We start from the raw sequence: 16,274 nt of genomic DNA on the forward strand, positions 1-16,274 counted from the left end.
ATGTAATTTTGAGCCGATAAAAATTTGTCTTAAAACATTAAAAAAAATAAAATGAATTTACCTCAGGATTTAAAATACACGAAAGAACACGAGTGGATACGCATTGAAGGCGATGTAGCTTATGTAGGCATTACTGATTTTGCTCAAAGTGAGTTGGGTGATATCGTATATGTAGACATTGATTCCGTAGATAAAGAAGTAAACCGCGACGAAGTTTTTGGTACTGTTGAGGCAGTTAAAACTGTTTCGGATTTGTTCTGCCCGTTAACGGGTACAGTGCTGGAATTAAATCCAAAGCTTGATGCTAACCCGGAGCTAGTTAATTCAGATCCTTATGGCGATGGCTGGATGATAAAATTATCTATTGCTAATACAGCAGAAGTAGCCGAATTATTAAGTGCTGAAGATTACGCTAACTTAGTAGGTGCGTAATTCTAACTGCTTTGCATGTTTTTAAAATATAACCTTCCAACTTTTTTGTGGGCAACAGTCATGTTATTTTTAACACTGTTGCCCACAGATAAGCTACCAACTACCCCGGAGTGGCAGCTTATCTCTTTTTATACTGCTTCGCACGCCGCAGTTTTTTTTCTGCTTGCTATTTTAATGCTTCGTGGTTTTACTAAGCAGAAGGACTTCGCCTTTTTAAATCAACATAGTGTTTGGCTAACTTTTGTCGTTTCAGTACTTTTTGGAGCCATGATTGAACTGCTCCAAAGTACTATGGGCCTGGGCAGGCAAGGCGATATCATGGATGTAATTAGTAATTCCCTTGGTACCATTGCCGGTATCAGTCTTTTTTTCCCGATTCGTCGTTTTCGTTTATTAGGTAGTTGGCTGTAACATTTGGCTCCTATGTTGGATGCTTTTGTTTTGTAACAATTGCTTTAGCGAAAACAGATGCAAAGCAATAGCTACTGGTACTAAAAAGCCGGGTAGCCAAATAAATGGCAATGTGGCAATAAAAGTATTAGCTGGTTCATTCATAAAAACCCTAAAAGGTGATGGTGCTGATAAAATGGCAATGCCGACAATATTAAGGACCAACCCTAGCCCCAGGATATTCCAGACAACTCCCACCTGCTGGTAACCTGCTTTCTTTTTTCCTACATAATAAGCAACAAAAGGAGCTGTAAGGCCAACTAAAACATCAAAGTTTCTGCCTTCGAACGACATTTGTATGGGCACTGTATTATTCAGGAATAGGAGCCATAACACAATTTCTACCGGTCCTCTAAACGTTTGTAAGCCTATTATTCTAGCCGTCGAAATTTTGGTAAGGAACCGGCTAAACCTTCCGGAAAAAAGTAAGCCAATAGCCAATGCTAAAGGCGGTAAGTTAGAAATTAAGAACCGGGGCGGGAGAACAGTAAAATTTTGGAAGAAGCCATTAACTGCCAGCACACCCAGTAATATCAACCAACCTATTAGCCCTATAAAAATTTTACCCGCCAACTCCTTCTGATTTCCTTCGCCTTTTAATCCCTGAGCTACTCCTGTTAATAATAAAAGTAAAACACTTGCTACCGTTAAAATAAATATGCCTGAAGCTATTTCATACAAATTAATTTCCATGATCTGTGATTTTAAAAGTGATAGTTAGCTCAAAGGTAACTTCAGGCACTTACTAGCATTTTACCAAAATTGCTAATTTTAACTTAGGTGAGTACGATAATCAGTAGCAGACATTTTTTCTTTCTTATAAAATGCCCGGCAAAACGAACTGAAATTGGCAAAGCCTACTTTTTCTGCTACTTCACCAATAGGCATATCTGGTTTTCTTAAAAGTCTTTTTGCTTTCTCTAACCGTAGTTGCGTTAAGTATTGGTAAGGCGACTGCTTAAAACAATTCTGAAACAACCGCAAATAATGGAATTTAGATAAACAGGCAATACCGGCTAATTCATCCAGAGAAACTTCTCTATCACAAAAGCTATTTAGGTAATCGACAGAAAGTGAAAGGCGCCGAAACGCTTCTTGCTTGGTAGCCGATTTTACTGCGGGCATTTGGGCTATTTGTGCATTTACCTGCTGATGCACCTTTAGCAGATATCCTAGTATTTGAGCCAATAATTCTTCTACCTGTAAATTATCTGCATTCTCCTGACTGCATTGGTATAGCTGGTGAAGCAGGCTTTCAACTATTGCTTCTTTGGGATATAATTTATTATAAAAGTTTATAGCAGAGGTTTGTTCGGCTACCGGATTATCTAATAGAGCTATATCCGGTAAAACTAGTCCTTGGTAAACTTCTGCTATAAATTTCTGCCCGAAATGAATGTTAAAAGTTTCTGCCGGCGCGGTAGGCTCAATAGTTAAGGTATACCGTTGGTCTGGATTAGAAAGGAAAAAACAATCTTCCGGAATCTTTTGGGTTTGGTTTTCAACCTTACAAAGGCTGGTTCCTTTCCTATTCATGAAGAGCGTTAAGCCTCCTTTAATATCAGGACGGTAGCAACCCGAAGATTTTACGTGTAAAATTACATTTGGCCACCCTTCATTGGTTTGGAACCTATGAGCTACCTGGTCTTTTAACCAGGCTAAATCTGGAAAAGAGTTTCTGATGATTTTGCTCATAGCTAAGGGTAGAGAGATTAGCTAAAAGTACAAAAAAAGCTGCCCTTGAGGCAAGAGCAGCTTTTTTAATTTATAAGATATTATTAAGTTGTTCTTTAATCTTTTCCAGTTCTTCTTTCATTTCTACAACCAAATGTTGTAGGGTAGCATCATTGGCTTTTGAACCTATCGTATTTATTTCCCGGCCAATTTCCTGCGCAATAAAACCTAATTTTTTACCGGTAGGCTCGGGTAAATATACAGTCTCGGTAAAATAATGTAAGTGGTTCACTAAACGTACTTTCTCTTCGGCAATATCCAGCTTTTCAATGAAATAAATCATTTCCTGCTCAAATCTGCTCTGATTAAAACTCTCGGAAGAATTTATTTCCTGCAAGTGCGATTTTATACGCTCCCGAATGTATTCTAAACGTACCGGATCAAATTTATCAACCTCGGCCAATAATATTCTGATGCGGTCGATATACGAGATTATTTCGGAGGTTAGCGCTTTACCCTCATCGTTCCGGAAATGATTAAGGTTATAAATAGCTTCCTGTAATAAACCTGAAACTGTTTCCCAGGGCACAGGCGACTTATCTACTACTTCTTCTTCGGTAGTTTGCTCCTGCTGCATTACCTCCGGCATTTGTATGGCTAACCGAAATAATTCAGCTTTAGACGCTCCCACCGCATCAGCTGCTTTTTCAAATTCAGTATAATAAGCCTGAAACAGTTCCTGGTTGATGGCACTCCGGAGGCGCTGATTTTTATTTTTATTAGTATAATCAATGGTTAAGGACACCTTGCCTCTTACCAAACTTTTGGTAATAATATTACGAATTTCCAGTTCCCTATCAACTAAAAACCGGGGGATTCTTACTCCTAAATCCATCCCTTTGGAGTTTAGCGATCTGATTTCGATGGATAAGCTATATTGGTCGGCGTCAATATTAGCCGTACCAAAACCAGTCATGGATTGTAACATGTCTAAACAATTTGTTTTTGTAAAGGTAATGTATATCTGCTAATTGAAAACAGATATATTTCAGCTTTACCAACTGTATTTTACAATTAAAAATAGCCTGAAAAAAGTGTTTAGCTTTTAAAGTTTAACTTACTAACATAAAGTTGTTTCTATATACCGCTGCACTATAAATAGGACCTATTTCCTTTCTCCGGCTTATAAATTTAATAAAGTACCTAATAAATGTTTGCCAGACGCTCTTTGCACTACTACCTGTTTAATTAAGGAAATGGCACTTCCACTGCAGACAATTAATAAATTCTTGACTGGAGCAAAAGCAACCTATTTTCCGAAATAAAGCAAAAAAGCACCGCTTAATATAACGGTGCTTTTTTGCTTAGTATTTGTTATTCTTAGAAGTCATATCCTAAAGAAAGGTAAAATTTAGGTCCCTTTCTTCTAAAGTTCTCCTCGCCCCAGGCCACATCTAGTTTACCATACAATCCTAATAAGGTAGTACGCACCCCGGCTCCATAACCAAATAAAAACGGATTACGATAGTTTACCACGGTTGCTTCAAATGGGTTATTAGAAGTTTCACTGGCTCTTCCGCCTACAGTTTGCGTGTTAAAGGAATTTCTCCGGCTAAATGGATTGGCACCATGGTAGGCTGATCCAATGTCGCTAAACGCTGTTAGCTGCAAATTCCGGAAAAAGCCTGAACCGATCACATCATTTCTAAATAAGTACTGTACAATTGGTAATCTTATTTCTGAATTCCACAATATTTGTTTAGTTCCGTTACGGGCATTGTAATCAAACCCACGCATGGGCGTAGCAAATTGCTGGTAGAACAAATCAGCAGGTGCCTGATTCCGGAAAATATTGGTTCTTGGGTTATCTGAAGAGCGATCACTATCTTCTTTATTGAATAACCAGTTATCTACCCCACCTAATAAATAAGGTTTGGCAGCCGGACCAAATGATTGTCCGTAGCTCAGCCGGTTTGCCCAAACAATTAGCCGGTGTATCTTCTGGTAATGCCGAAGGTCTAAGTAAAGGAAGCCAAAGTTTTTATTGGTTCCCTCTAAATCTTTGTAGGTACTAATACCGGCTTTCATGCGGGTACCTTCATACATGTTTACGCCGGTGGTGATGGAATTATCATAAACCAATTCACCGCCTACGCTAGCAAAAACATCTACGGTATCCGGCTCTGGTATATTGCTGGTGCTGTATCGGGTATGCAACAACCTTGGCAATAACCTTACACTAATACTATGAGTTAACGGATAGCTTATGGCAGGGGTAAATTCATTACGGCTATAGCGTACCGGCCCGTTAGTAAAGTTTTTATGAACAGCTTGCTTTCTAAAGGAAACATGCACATCATACCGTTTTTTCAGGTTTACATATTCGCCGAAGAAATTGCTGGTTTTTAAATCAGTTACAATAAAAGCGCCTCCATTTATCCGGTGATCTTCAAACATATCAGACATACCCACCTGGAAAATAGTACCAAATCCCATTATAGCATCCTGATTAATAGAAGAAATCACTTTGTTAATGCTAAAGCGCAAATCATATTTAATTGGCCCATCTATGTGCATTTCTTCGGCTACCGGAGCCGGTGCCGGGTTAGCTACAACCGGCCGTTCTCTAGCAGGTTGTTTTTGCTGATCTGCCTCAAATTCGTAGTTTTTCGGATCAATAGTTTTGTTGCCTGCCCTTGCCGAATCGGATGTTGGTTTACTCTCTTCCGGTGCCGGAGTAGGTTCCGGAGCTTTTTTTGCCACGTTCTGGCGGGCTGCTACTGGTCGATTAGATCGTTCTTCTAATGTTTTTTGCCTTACAGTTTTAAAGTCATTAAAACTTGCGCTTGTATTAAAATTAGGTAAATTATATACAAACTCTTTACCGCGGTCGGCGGCAATTAAAGTTAAGTTTTTGGTAGCTCCGCTGTAATCAAAAGCTTTAACATTTTGTAGAAAAGAAGTAACCCGGGTATGATTGCCGTTAACTAAATTATAACGGTATATGCTTCTTATACCACTTTCCTCACTTAAATAAAGTATGTTTTCTTCATCTTCCGGCACCGGGGCAAATTCATTGGAAATAGAGCTGGTTAACTGTTTTGGATAGGCTCCATTCCGGCTTAAGTCCATAACATGCAAATCAAAATTATCAACAATCCGGTCAATTTTTGGCACATTGGTACCCATAGAATCTAACCAGCGGTTAGAGCTAAATACAATGGCATTGCGGCCTTTCAGGAAAGCGACATTTTTGTCGTCATACAAGTCTTTGGTTAGTTGCTCTGGGTTGCGGGTGTTTCCCCTAAAGAGAAACAAGTCGCTCTGTCCGTTTTTAACAGCACTCATTACCATCATCCGGCCATCATCTGAGTAATCCAGGTTCTGTACCTGGCTAAACTGCGATAAAATGCCTCTGGTACCATTCCCAAAAATGGCAAACTTTAGGTTGGCAAAAAAAGCATTGTTCTTCCGGTTAAAATAATGCACCGCCAAAGTAGGCTGCGCCCGTTTTACCTCAATGATATTTAATTGCTGATTAGATTTCCAGGCTAGCAAAGGAGCTTTATAATCAATTTTCTGATCTGGGGTGCGGTATCCGCCTTTTCGGATGGTATGTATTTTTTTCCGGCCCACATTCACCACTTTAATTTCGTAGCGTCCCCGATCATTAGCCACATAAGCCACCCGCTTCCCATCCGGACTATAGGCCGGTTGGGTTAAAATAACATTCTTCGAATTTTTACGAAATAGCTGGTTGTTTTTATCTAAAGATACTAGCGTTGGGTCAGAGAAGGTGTTCATGGTGATATAGTGTTGCTGCCAATCACGCATAAACTTCTTATAAGGAATATTTAAACTACTCGCTATTCCTACTTCAATGTCCCGGGTAATGCGGGTTAAGTTTAAGATATTCTGAATAGACGTATAACCATATCTTTCTGAAATATAATTCCAAACAGATTGTCCGGCTAATGGTTGGTTAGGGGAAAACCAGGTATTGGTACGCTTCGATTTATTCTTAATCACCATATCCCGCATATGGTTATCCATATCTACGTTCCAGCCTTCAGCTATATAAGCCGCCGCTCCGCTTAAAAACCATTCGGGTAGCCGTAGCATGTAACTACTTTGCAATACTTCTTTTAAACTACCACCATACATCATATCGTTCAGCAGCAGTTTTGTGATATTTAAGCTTAGCGCTTTTTTAAACTCCGTCTGGGTACCTTCAAAAGCTATTTCCAGTTTGTTTTTCAGGAATAAAGATTCGCCTCCGGTACGGTACTGATCTTCGTTCAGGCCTATATTACTTTGGCGCAAATCTGCAACTGAACTATACAGAATAATAGTGGTTTTAGAATAAGGGAAGTAACCAATTAAACTGGTAATCCGCTTCAGCTCTTTTTCGGCGTGTTCAGCGGTACGCTGAGCAGCCTCCTTACCTCTATCATAGTAGTACACATTAAAGTTTTGGGTACTAAGAAACTGCCAGTTAAATCTTTTATATTGAATACGGTTCCTTCCAAAAGGCTCCGTATTTATTTGGGCCTTTACTGCATTAGTTCCTAAAAGAACCAACAGAAGGACTACCCAAAAATGGAATGCCTGCAGGCGCTTGTAAAAATTTATCATTGTAACTTTTTATGCTCTTTTAGTAACGAAAAATATCTTGAAATATTTACTTCCGGTAATAAATCCTCCTTGGCTTCCAGCACCTTAGCAAAATGGGATGCCAGGTAGGGTGCCATCATTACGCCTTTAGAGCCCATTCCGTTGAATATCTTTACGTTATTCTGCTCTGGATGAGAACCAATCAAAGGGCGTCTATCACGCACAGCCGGCCGGATACCAGCTTTATGGGCAACTACTGTAAGTGGCTTTTTTATCAAATCCTGCGCTTTATGTAATAGCTCTTCCCGGCCCGTTTCAGTAGGTTCTTCGTCTGCCTGGCGCCAGTTGTAAGTGGCTCCAATACGTACCCGTTCTGCTCCTGCTCCTACAACGTAAACTGCTTTATTATAGATATATTCATCTGGAAAATCTAATGCTTTTACATCTAAAACTTCCCCTTTATTTAAAGAAAAAGGCAGCCATTTAAAAAAAGGATTTTCGGCTCCTTTATACCCTTCACAAAATATAATTTCTTTTGCCTCTATATCCTGGTATTTAATATAGTTATCTTGTAATTGTAAATCAATAAATTCAAAGCTTTCTGTAATGAGCTCCTGTTTATGTAACCGATGAACCCGCAAAATTTCCAGCAAGACAGGTACCAGCACATACCCGCCTTTGTCTATCAGTATGCCTCCCTTTTCTTGCGATATTACGTCAGAAGCTGGTAAAGAGGTATATACCTCTTTGATGAAATCGCCGTACGTGGTCCCGGCACTTTTTCCCATCCAGTTATTTTGCTCTTCTACCGAAGAAAACAACTTCAGGATAGGCTTGGGATAAAATAGCTGCTGGTTAAAACGAGCTTCCAGATCTTGATAAAACGAAGTAGCAAAAGGAACCAATGTATCAGCCAACCAGGATTTGGCAAACCGCTTCCCGGCTAGCGGATTCATTAAACCGGCCGCCACATTAGACGCCGAATTAGGTTTTGGCGTATCTATTACCAATATCTTATATCCAGCTTCTGATAAGGTTTCGGCTAAAATACTACCGGCCAGTCCATGGCCTATTAGTAGAAAATCATACAACATCCTGGCAATTTAATATAAGTATTTTTGAAAGTTATACGTAGAACCGGATATTTGCCCTGATTTATACAAGAACAAAATAAAACATGACTGTAACTGGTTTTACTTTTAATGCTTTCTCTGAAAATACGTATGTTCTGCACGACGAAACCAACCAATGCGTCATTATTGATCCGGGATGTTATTCGGTAAGCGAACAAACTGTTTTAAAAGAGTTTATAGCAGATAATAACTTACAGGTAAAGCTGCTGCTAAACACCCATTGCCACATTGATCATGTTTTTGGAAATAAGTTTGTAGTAGATACCTATCAGGTACCTTTCTTGATTCATGAAGCCGATTTACAGACATTACGGGCTGTACCGGTTTATGCACCTTCCTACGGTTTTCCTAACTATAATCCGGCAGAGCCGTCTGGCTTTTTACAGGAAGGCAAAAACATTAGCTTCGGCAACACCAGTTTACAAGTTTTATTTACGCCAGGACATGCGCCCGGCCACGTAGTTTTTTACCAGGAAGAGTCTAAAGTTTGTTTGGGTGGTGATGTTCTATTTCAGCGCAGCATTGGCCGTACCGATTTACCTGGCGGTAATTTTGATACCTTAATTCAAAGTATCCAAAATAAATTATTTACTTTACCTAGCGAAGTAACGGTTTATCCAGGTCATGGCCCTAAAACTACCATTGGCGAAGAAAAACAATTTAACCCATTTCTGCGGGCTTAGCTTATACCCTGGCACCTTTTATGAAAAGATCAATACCTAATTTTATTACCTGCCTTAATTTATTTACTGGTTGTGTTGCGCTTTATATAGTTTTTCAGGGCAACTTTAAACAAGATACCAGTTCTACCTCAGGTTTAATAAATTTAGAATTTGCCGCTTACCTGGTTTTTCTAGCTGCTATTTTTGATTTTCTGGATGGCATGGTGGCCCGTTTATTACATGCCTATTCTGAAATTGGGAAACAACTGGATTCTTTGGCTGATATGGTTTCTTTTGGTGTATTGCCGGGAGCTATTATGTTTAAGCTGATGCAGAAAGCATTGTTGTCAGATCCGGAAACAAGTTTATACCAAACCGAACTTTTACCTTTTACGGCCTTTATTATTATTATTTTTTCGGCACTCCGCTTAGCTAAATTTAATATTGATGCACGGCAGACTACTTATTTTATAGGTTTACCCACCCCAGCCAACACCTTATTTATTTGTTCTTTACCACTAGTTTTAGCTTCGGATACTTTTCATTTAGCAGATTATATCCTGAATTATTATGTATTATTGGGCTTATCGCTGCTGTTAAGTTACCTGCTGATTGCTGAAATTCCCTTATTTGCTTTAAAATTCCGGAACCTGACCTGGAAAGATAATTCTGTTCGTTTCATTTTTCTCCTAATTGCCATACCCTTGCTGTTTGTCCTTAAATTTGCGGCAATACCAGTTTTAATTGTTCTTTACGTACTCTTATCCCTGGTTACCAAACCTAAATAAAAGGTAATACTTCCATACCTGATACTTTAATTTATGGTTGATATAGTACTAGGCAAAACTTGGCTTTATTAAATTTGCTAAATAAACAGACCTTTAGAGATTTAAAAACCGGAATAAGTTAAAATGGTTTAACCAGGTAATAGATCAGTCAAATCTGCAGGCTGGATACTTCTAAACGGCACCGGCATAAGTATTGTATTTCTCCTGAAGTTAGCAGTTAATTTATCAGGTAATTTTATGCCATTGTTCAGGAGCCAATATTGTTTTATTTTTACAATATTTCAGAAGGTTTATAGTTATATTTAAGATCCGATAACCAGACTTTTAGATAATCCTGCCCCTAATCAAAGGCAAGGTTATTTAGTATAATGGCTTTACCATGAGCAATAGATTTACCGGCCACATTATACTATTCTTTTTCTTCATTTCCTTTACCGGCATTGCTCAACCAACTCCTAAAAATACTGCTTCTTCTGTTCTTAGCACTGGCAATTGGTATAAACTGGGCGTTACTGGGCCCGGAATGTATAAAATTGATCACGCTTTCCTGCAAAAATTAGGTATACAACCAGATGTTATCAATCCTAAAAACATAGGAATTTATGGAAACGGCGGTGCAATGCTACCACAAGCAAATAAACTTAGCCGGCCAGATGATTTACATCAAAATGCAATTTATATAGCCGGAGAAGCAGATAATAAATTTGATGGTACCGACTATATTCTTTTTTATGCTCCGGGTCCGCATCAATGGCAATATCATGAAGGAACTAAACAGTTTACGCACGACTATAATATTTATTCCGATACGGCTTATTATTTCCTTACCATTGGCCATTCTCCTGGAAAAAGAGTTAGCCAAACATCTATACCAGGCTCGGGTCCATTAATTGAGACATTCATCGATCATGTATACCACGAGCAGGATCATGTAAATATGCTACAATCCGGTAGAGAATGGTACGGCGAAATTTTTAACAGCAATACCCGAACCCGGGATTTAACTTTTCCCTTACCCGATGTAGTGCCTAATAGTACTATCCTGGTCACTTCTGCAGTAATGGCCAATTCACCGAACAGCAGCAGCTTTACCCTTAGTGCTAATAATACTCCCTTAGGAACCCAAAGCTTTACCGGACGCGGAAGCCATTATTACCACGCAGAAGGAGAAAATAATATTAAGACGTATCCGGTAAACTTCAATGCCTTAACTACTAGTAATAGCATCAAACTCTCACTTACTTATAATAACAATGGTATTTCTGAAGCAACTGGATATCTAAATTATTTAGAAGTTAACGCTGAAAGAGCTTTAAAACTTACGGGTAATTTCTTGGCTTTTCGGTCCTTGGCTAACCGGGGAGCCAATAATATTTCAACTTTTAAAATAAATAATGTAACCGAAAATGCCCAGGTATGGGATGTAACTAATTTACATGCAGCAAGAGCCTTACCATTTCAGGTAAATAACGACACCGGTACCTTTAATACTAAGTCAGATTCTTTACGGGAGTTTGTGGTTTTTACGGGTAATAACTTTCCAGCTCCATTTACTGCAGGTAAAGTTGCCAATCAGAGTTTGCATGGTTTAAACCTGAATGGAGATTTAGATTTTGTCATTATTACGCATCCGTTATTTAAAGCTCAAGCCGATAAACTCGCGAACCACAGGCGAACCCGCGATCAGTTGCAGGTGGAGGTAGTTACGACACAGGCCATTTATAATGAGTTTTCTTCCGGAGCTCAGGATGTAACCGCCATCCGGGATTTTATGAGAATGCTTTACAATCGCCGCAATACTTCTTCCGGAAAAACTCTTTACTTGCTGTTGTTTGGAGACGCTTCCTATGATTATAAATCAGGGAATAATACTAGTAAAGTACGTACGCCCAATAACTCCAACTTTGTTCCGGTTTATGAATCCAGGGAATCGCTTAACCCCTTAAGCACCTATTCTTCTGATGATTATTATGGTTTACTGGAAGACCAGGAAGGCGTTTGGAGTGAGGATAATTTCTCTTTTTCTGAAACTGTAGATATAGGAATTGGGCGTTTACCGGCTAAAACAGTAAGTGAAGCGGAAGTATTGGTTAATAAAATTATACATTACGATAGCCCTCAAAGCTTTGGGAGATGGCGTAACCAAATTACTTTAGTTGCCGATGATGGTGATGGTACCGAACACCTTCGGGATGCCGAAGAGGTAGCTAATATGTTACAGCAATCGCAGCCAGCTTATAATATAAAGAAAATATACCTGGATATGTTTCCGCAAGAAGCCGTACCCAATGGTCAGCGTTCTAAAGCTACTGTTGCTGAAATTGAAAAAGCTATAGATCAGGGTTCTTTAATATTAAATTATACTGGTCATGGCAATGAGACCAGTTTAGCCCACGAACAAATAATTACCACTTCCCAGATAACTAACTGGAAAAATTTAGATAAACTAACCTTCTTTCTTACTGCTACCTGCGAATTTGGCAGGTTCGATGATCCCAAAAGAAACTCCGGGGCTGAACTTGCACTCCTTAATAAAGAAGGCGGTGCTATAGGTATGCTTACCACTACCCGGCCGGTTTTTGCCAGCAGTAACCGCCTTCTGAGCCGCAATTTTTACCAATATGCTTTTACTCCTGTAAATGGCGAGGCACCGCGTTTAGGTAGTTTAATGCTAAATACCAAAAACAGCAGTATTTCCCAGATAAATAATCGAAACTTTACCCTACTGGGAGATCCTACTCAACAATTAGCTACTTCTAAGCTTCAGGCCGTCATCAAAACTATTAACAACTTATCCGTTTCAGAAACACAGCCCGATACGTTAAAAGCTTTAGCTAATATTACCTTGAAGGGGGCTGTCCTAGATCAGGCTAATACAGTAAAAAATGATTTTGATGGGATTTTACACGCTACCATTTTTGAGAAAGAAGCTATAGCCAAAACTTTAGGCGATGAAAGCTACAGTAACCAAAGTAATGTTCGGGAAATAAAAGTTAGGGAAACTATTATTTATGATGGCCAGGCGTCGGTTAAGAATGGGGAATTTCAAATATCATTTGTGGTGCCAAAAGATATTGCCTATAACTTCGGGACCGGCAAAATAAGCTTATATGCAACAGATGGCAATAAAGATGCTACTGGAACAGGTAATATTCTAGTAGGAGGCACGGCAAAAACTATAGTTGAAGATATCACTCCTCCCATTATAAAGCTATTCCTAAACAATACTAACTTTGTTACCGGAGACTTAACTGGTAAAGAAGCCACCTTACTGGTAAATCTTTTTGATGAAAGCGGTATCAATACTACTGGACTTGGTATTGGTCATGATATAACTGCCATCCTCGATGATCAAACTACTAATCCTATTACATTAAATAATTATTATAAAACAAAAGAAAATAGCTATAAAGAAGGTCAGGTTAGTTACGTTATTAATAATTTATCACCGGGGCCTCATACTCTAACAGTAAAAGCATGGGATACATATAATAATTCCTCTGAGGCAGTTATTAAGTTTACAGTAAGCGATACTGATAAGCTAGCTTTAGGAAAAATTTCAAATTATCCGAACCCGTTTTTTAACCAAACTACCTTCCAGTTTAGCCATAACCGCGCCGGTGAAGATTTACATATACAAATTCAAATTTTTACCGTAACAGGTAAATTAGTTAACACCCTAAAAACACAAACTACTTCAACTTATCCCGGCACCTTCACCTGGAATGGGAAAGATGAAAGAGGCAATCCTTTAAGTAGAGGTATATATATTTATAAAATATTTGTACGTTCTATGAAAGATGGAAGCCAGACAGAAAGAACTAATAAATTAATTCTTTATTAATATTATCAGTAATATATTTAATCGGAAATCTATAAAACTATGAAATACCATTTACCAGGAATATTACTCCTAACTTTGTTCTTCCAAACTTGTGCCATCTTACCAGGATTTTCTCAGGGAGGCACTAATAATCCGGTTAATGACCCAATTGGCCGTGATAACGGAAGACCTATAACCACCGCTGTTCCGGTATTAACCATTGCACCAGATGCACGTTCTGCCGGCATGGGAGACGCAGGAGTAGCCATCTCTCCTGACGCCAATACATCTCATTGGAACCCAGCCAAATTAGGGTTTGTCCAAAATGATTTTGCTGTAGGTTTATCGTATTCCCCTTGGTTACGCAATATTGGGATTAGCGATATGTCAATAAGTTACCTATCTGGATATAAAAGAGTAAACAACCGGGCTGCCTTTTCAGCATCGCTCCTTTATTTTGATTTAGGAGATATACAATTCACCAACGAAAGTGGAGGGGATGAAGGGCAATTTAATCCAAAAGAATATGCTATTGATTTTGGCTATGGTCAGAAACTTTCCGAAAATTTAAGTTTAGGAGTAGCCGCTCGTTTTATCCATTCTAACTTATCAGCAGGAATAAGTGATTCAAGACCCGGAAATTCTGCCGCTGTAGATGTAGGAGTGTATTATACTAAAGATTTAGTTTTAGGGGGCCGGGAGTATAACTTATCTTTAGGTAGCAATATATCTAATGTTGGGGCCAAAATAGCTTATACAAATGCTTTAAGAAAAGATTTTCTACCAACTAATTTAAGATTAGGGACAGCTTTTACCATGAACCTGGATCCGTTCAACAAAATTACTTTAGCTGTAGATGGAAATAAATTGTTAGTACCATCTCCCGGAGCCGATTCCATGCAAAGTGTACCAGGAGCCATATTTGGTTCATTTACGGATGCAAGAGGCGGATTTAGAGAAGAACTACAAGAAGTAACTTTATCTACAGGTTTGGAATATTGGTATAATGACACCTTTGCCGCTAGAGCAGGTTATTTTTATGAGGCACCGAATAAAGGAGACCGCCATTACTTAAGTTTAGGTTTTGGAGTACGATACCAAAAATTCGGTATAGATATGGCTTATTTAGCACCTAATGGCCGTGCTAATCCCTTAGCCCAAACTTTAAGATTCACCTTAATATTTAAGTTCGATAAAGAAAACACGAATACAACCGCATCAAATTAATTAAATGGTAAACCGCAGTATTGCTCCACCAGTAGAAGATTTAAATGTTTTTGATTTACCTACCCCTGAAGTAATTTTATTACAAAATGGAGCAAGGATTCATTGTTTTAGAAACTTTCAGCAACCAATAATAAAATTAGAAATTGTTTTTAAAGCAGGTAAATGGTTTGAGCCCAAAAAAGGGTTATCTTATTTAACAGCAAAATTATTATTAGAGGGTACAAAAGATAAAACCTCAAAACAAATTGCTGATTACATTGCATTTTATGGGGCTTCCCTAGAATGTAACCAAGGGTATGACCGCAGCGCTTTAACCTTATATTGCCTTTCAAAACATTTCCTTAAACTGCTGGCTTTAATCCATGAAATATTAGCAGAGGTTTCTTTTCCGGAGGAGGATTATAAACAATTACAAAAGAGATTAGCACAAAATATCCAAGTTGAAAAACAAAAAACAGGTTACTTAGCGACAGCCCTTTTCACACAAAATATTTATGGCAATAATCACCCTTATAGTACAAGCCTAGAGGAAGAAGAAATAGCCGCTGTAACAAGGAATGAAATCCAAAATTTTTATTCGACATTTTACAATATACAAACGGCCGAAATTTTCGTGTCAGGAAATATTACAGAAGACACATTAAATACTTTAACCAAAACGCTAGGAACTCTACCTACAGGTCCAACCTATAATACCAAAGAAATAATATCGCCTAATTTTTCTATTGAAAAAGAAAGCTATATAAATTTGCCAGAAAAACTACAATCTTCCATAAGAATAGGCGGTTCTTTCCCGTTGATTTCGAATCCGGATTATCCAAAACTAAATCTCCTAAATAAAATTTTAGGAGGATATTTTGGATCAAGATTAATGAAAAATATAAGAGAGGATAAAGGGTTTACTTACGGTATTCATTCCGCACTTTCTACTAAAGAAAAAGATACTTTGTTTTATATTGCTACCGATGTAAATTATTTAAATTCAAAAGAAACAATAAAAGAAGTATTTAAAGAAATAGAAATCCTGAAGAATGAAAAATTGGAGGAAGAAGAACTAAATCAGGTTAAAAATTTTATAGTTGGAAAATTTTTAAATGAAACAACTAATATATTTGATCAGGTAGATAAATATAAATCTATAGTTTATCATAACCTACCTCAAAACTTTTACCCATTGTTGTTATCTGAAGTATCACAAACAAAACCTGAAGATTTACTTATTATAGCTAATAAATATTTATCTAATAATTCTTTATTTATTACTTCTGTAGGCAAACAAGTAGTAGCATAAATTGAATCCAATATTGGTAAAAAGTAAAAGAGAAAAACCTTATCGATGATAAGGTTTTTCTCTTTTACTTTTTACTTAACTATATTAAAGTGAATTTTAACTAGTACTAAATATTTGAGTAGAGCAGTTAGGGGTAGTAATATTTAAGGTTAGGCAAAAAAAAATCCCCTGATTACGAAT

The 16,274-nt window shown here is 38.0% G+C and carries 12 protein-coding genes; 7 read left to right on the forward strand and 5 right to left on the reverse strand.

What is annotated here, in order from left to right:
• The first annotated feature begins 51 nt into the window (after window positions 1–51).
• Window positions 52–432: a glycine cleavage system protein GcvH gene (gene gcvH / locus ADHAQ_RS0111650; protein WP_026463085.1), complete on the forward strand. Its 381-nt coding sequence runs from the start codon at window positions 52–54 to the stop codon at window positions 430–432.
• A 60-nt stretch (window positions 433–492) separates the two neighbouring features.
• Window positions 493–843: a VanZ family protein gene (locus ADHAQ_RS0111655; protein ID WP_051359866.1), complete on the forward strand. Its 351-nt coding sequence runs from the start codon at window positions 493–495 to the stop codon at window positions 841–843.
• Here the strand turns inward: ADHAQ_RS0111655 and ADHAQ_RS25420 are convergent.
• The 5 genes from ADHAQ_RS25420 to ADHAQ_RS0111680 form a co-directional block, all read right to left on the reverse strand.
• Window positions 826–1,575 (reverse strand): hypothetical protein, encoded by a 750-nt coding sequence (locus ADHAQ_RS25420; RefSeq protein ID WP_051359867.1) that lies wholly within the window; start codon window positions 1,573–1,575, stop codon window positions 826–828. The two genes, ADHAQ_RS0111655 and ADHAQ_RS25420, sit on opposite strands and share 18 nt — an antisense overlap.
• 78 nt (window positions 1,576–1,653) lie before the next feature.
• Window positions 1,654–2,577 carry an AraC family transcriptional regulator gene (locus ADHAQ_RS0111665; RefSeq protein ID WP_026463087.1) on the reverse strand — a complete coding sequence of 308 codons (924 nt, stop codon included), beginning with the start codon at window positions 2,575–2,577 and terminating at the stop codon, window positions 1,654–1,656.
• 70 nt (window positions 2,578–2,647) lie between these two features.
• Window positions 2,648–3,544, reverse strand: a complete 897-nt coding sequence (locus ADHAQ_RS0111670; protein WP_026463088.1) for a YicC/YloC family endoribonuclease — start codon at window positions 3,542–3,544, stop codon at window positions 2,648–2,650.
• A 392-nt stretch (window positions 3,545–3,936) separates the two neighbouring features.
• Window positions 3,937–7,191, reverse strand: a complete 3,255-nt coding sequence (locus tag ADHAQ_RS0111675) for a PD40 domain-containing protein (protein WP_051359868.1) — start codon at window positions 7,189–7,191, stop codon at window positions 3,937–3,939.
• Window positions 7,188–8,264 (reverse strand): NAD(P)/FAD-dependent oxidoreductase, encoded by a 1,077-nt coding sequence (locus tag ADHAQ_RS0111680; RefSeq protein WP_026463090.1) that lies wholly within the window; start codon window positions 8,262–8,264, stop codon window positions 7,188–7,190. Before ADHAQ_RS0111680 ends, ADHAQ_RS0111675 begins: the two co-directional genes overlap by 4 nt.
• 83 nt (window positions 8,265–8,347) lie before the next feature.
• Between ADHAQ_RS0111680 and ADHAQ_RS0111685 the strand changes: the two genes are divergently transcribed.
• The 5 genes from ADHAQ_RS0111685 (at window position 8,348) to ADHAQ_RS25435 (ending at window position 16,094) form a co-directional block, all read left to right on the forward strand.
• The gene (locus tag ADHAQ_RS0111685) at window positions 8,348–8,986 is read left to right on the forward strand and encodes an MBL fold metallo-hydrolase (RefSeq protein WP_026463091.1); all 639 of its coding nucleotides are present in this window, start codon (window positions 8,348–8,350) and stop codon (window positions 8,984–8,986) included.
• A 20-nt stretch (window positions 8,987–9,006) separates the two neighbouring features.
• Window positions 9,007–9,753 (forward strand): CDP-alcohol phosphatidyltransferase family protein, encoded by a 747-nt coding sequence (locus ADHAQ_RS0111690; RefSeq protein WP_157433403.1) that lies wholly within the window; start codon window positions 9,007–9,009, stop codon window positions 9,751–9,753.
• Window positions 9,754–10,132: 379 nt separating this feature from the next.
• Complete coding sequence (gene porU / locus ADHAQ_RS25425) at window positions 10,133–13,597, forward strand: type IX secretion system sortase PorU (RefSeq protein ID WP_051359869.1); 3,465 nt, start codon at window positions 10,133–10,135, stop codon at window positions 13,595–13,597.
• Between the two features lie 39 nt (window positions 13,598–13,636).
• Window positions 13,637–14,803, forward strand: coding sequence for a type IX secretion system outer membrane channel protein PorV (gene porV / locus ADHAQ_RS25430; RefSeq protein WP_034256770.1), 1,167 nt, complete (start codon window positions 13,637–13,639; stop codon window positions 14,801–14,803).
• A gap of 4 nt (window positions 14,804–14,807) precedes the next feature.
• Window positions 14,808–16,094, forward strand: a complete 1,287-nt coding sequence (locus ADHAQ_RS25435; RefSeq protein ID WP_051359870.1) for a M16 family metallopeptidase — start codon at window positions 14,808–14,810, stop codon at window positions 16,092–16,094.
• The last annotated feature ends 180 nt before the right edge of the window (window positions 16,095–16,274 follow it).

It is taken from the genome of Adhaeribacter aquaticus DSM 16391, from assembly GCF_000473365.1.
Lineage (GTDB): Bacteria > Bacteroidota > Bacteroidia > Cytophagales > Hymenobacteraceae > Adhaeribacter > Adhaeribacter aquaticus.

Coding starts and splice junctions, on each gene's coding strand:
- ADHAQ_RS0111670 (WP_026463088.1), bottom strand. CDS start 3,544: ATGTTACAATCCATGACTGGTTTTGGTACGGCTAATATTGACGCCGAC.
- ADHAQ_RS0111665 (WP_026463087.1), bottom strand. CDS start 2,577: ATGAGCAAAATCATCAGAAACTCTTTTCCAGATTTAGCCTGGTTAAAA.
- porV (WP_034256770.1), top strand. CDS start 13,637: ATGAAATACCATTTACCAGGAATATTACTCCTAACTTTGTTCTTCCAA.
- ADHAQ_RS0111675 (WP_051359868.1), bottom strand. CDS start 7,191: ATGATAAATTTTTACAAGCGCCTGCAGGCATTCCATTTTTGGGTAGTC.
- ADHAQ_RS0111685 (WP_026463091.1), top strand. CDS start 8,348: ATGACTGTAACTGGTTTTACTTTTAATGCTTTCTCTGAAAATACGTAT.
- gcvH (WP_026463085.1), top strand. CDS start 52: ATGAATTTACCTCAGGATTTAAAATACACGAAAGAACACGAGTGGATA.
- ADHAQ_RS0111690 (WP_157433403.1), top strand. CDS start 9,007: ATGAAAAGATCAATACCTAATTTTATTACCTGCCTTAATTTATTTACT.
- ADHAQ_RS25435 (WP_051359870.1), top strand. CDS start 14,808: ATGGTAAACCGCAGTATTGCTCCACCAGTAGAAGATTTAAATGTTTTT.
- porU (WP_051359869.1), top strand. CDS start 10,133: ATGAGCAATAGATTTACCGGCCACATTATACTATTCTTTTTCTTCATT.
- ADHAQ_RS0111655 (WP_051359866.1), top strand. CDS start 493: ATGTTATTTTTAACACTGTTGCCCACAGATAAGCTACCAACTACCCCG.
- ADHAQ_RS0111680 (WP_026463090.1), bottom strand. CDS start 8,264: ATGTTGTATGATTTTCTACTAATAGGCCATGGACTGGCCGGTAGTATT.
- ADHAQ_RS25420 (WP_051359867.1), bottom strand. CDS start 1,575: ATGGAAATTAATTTGTATGAAATAGCTTCAGGCATATTTATTTTAACG.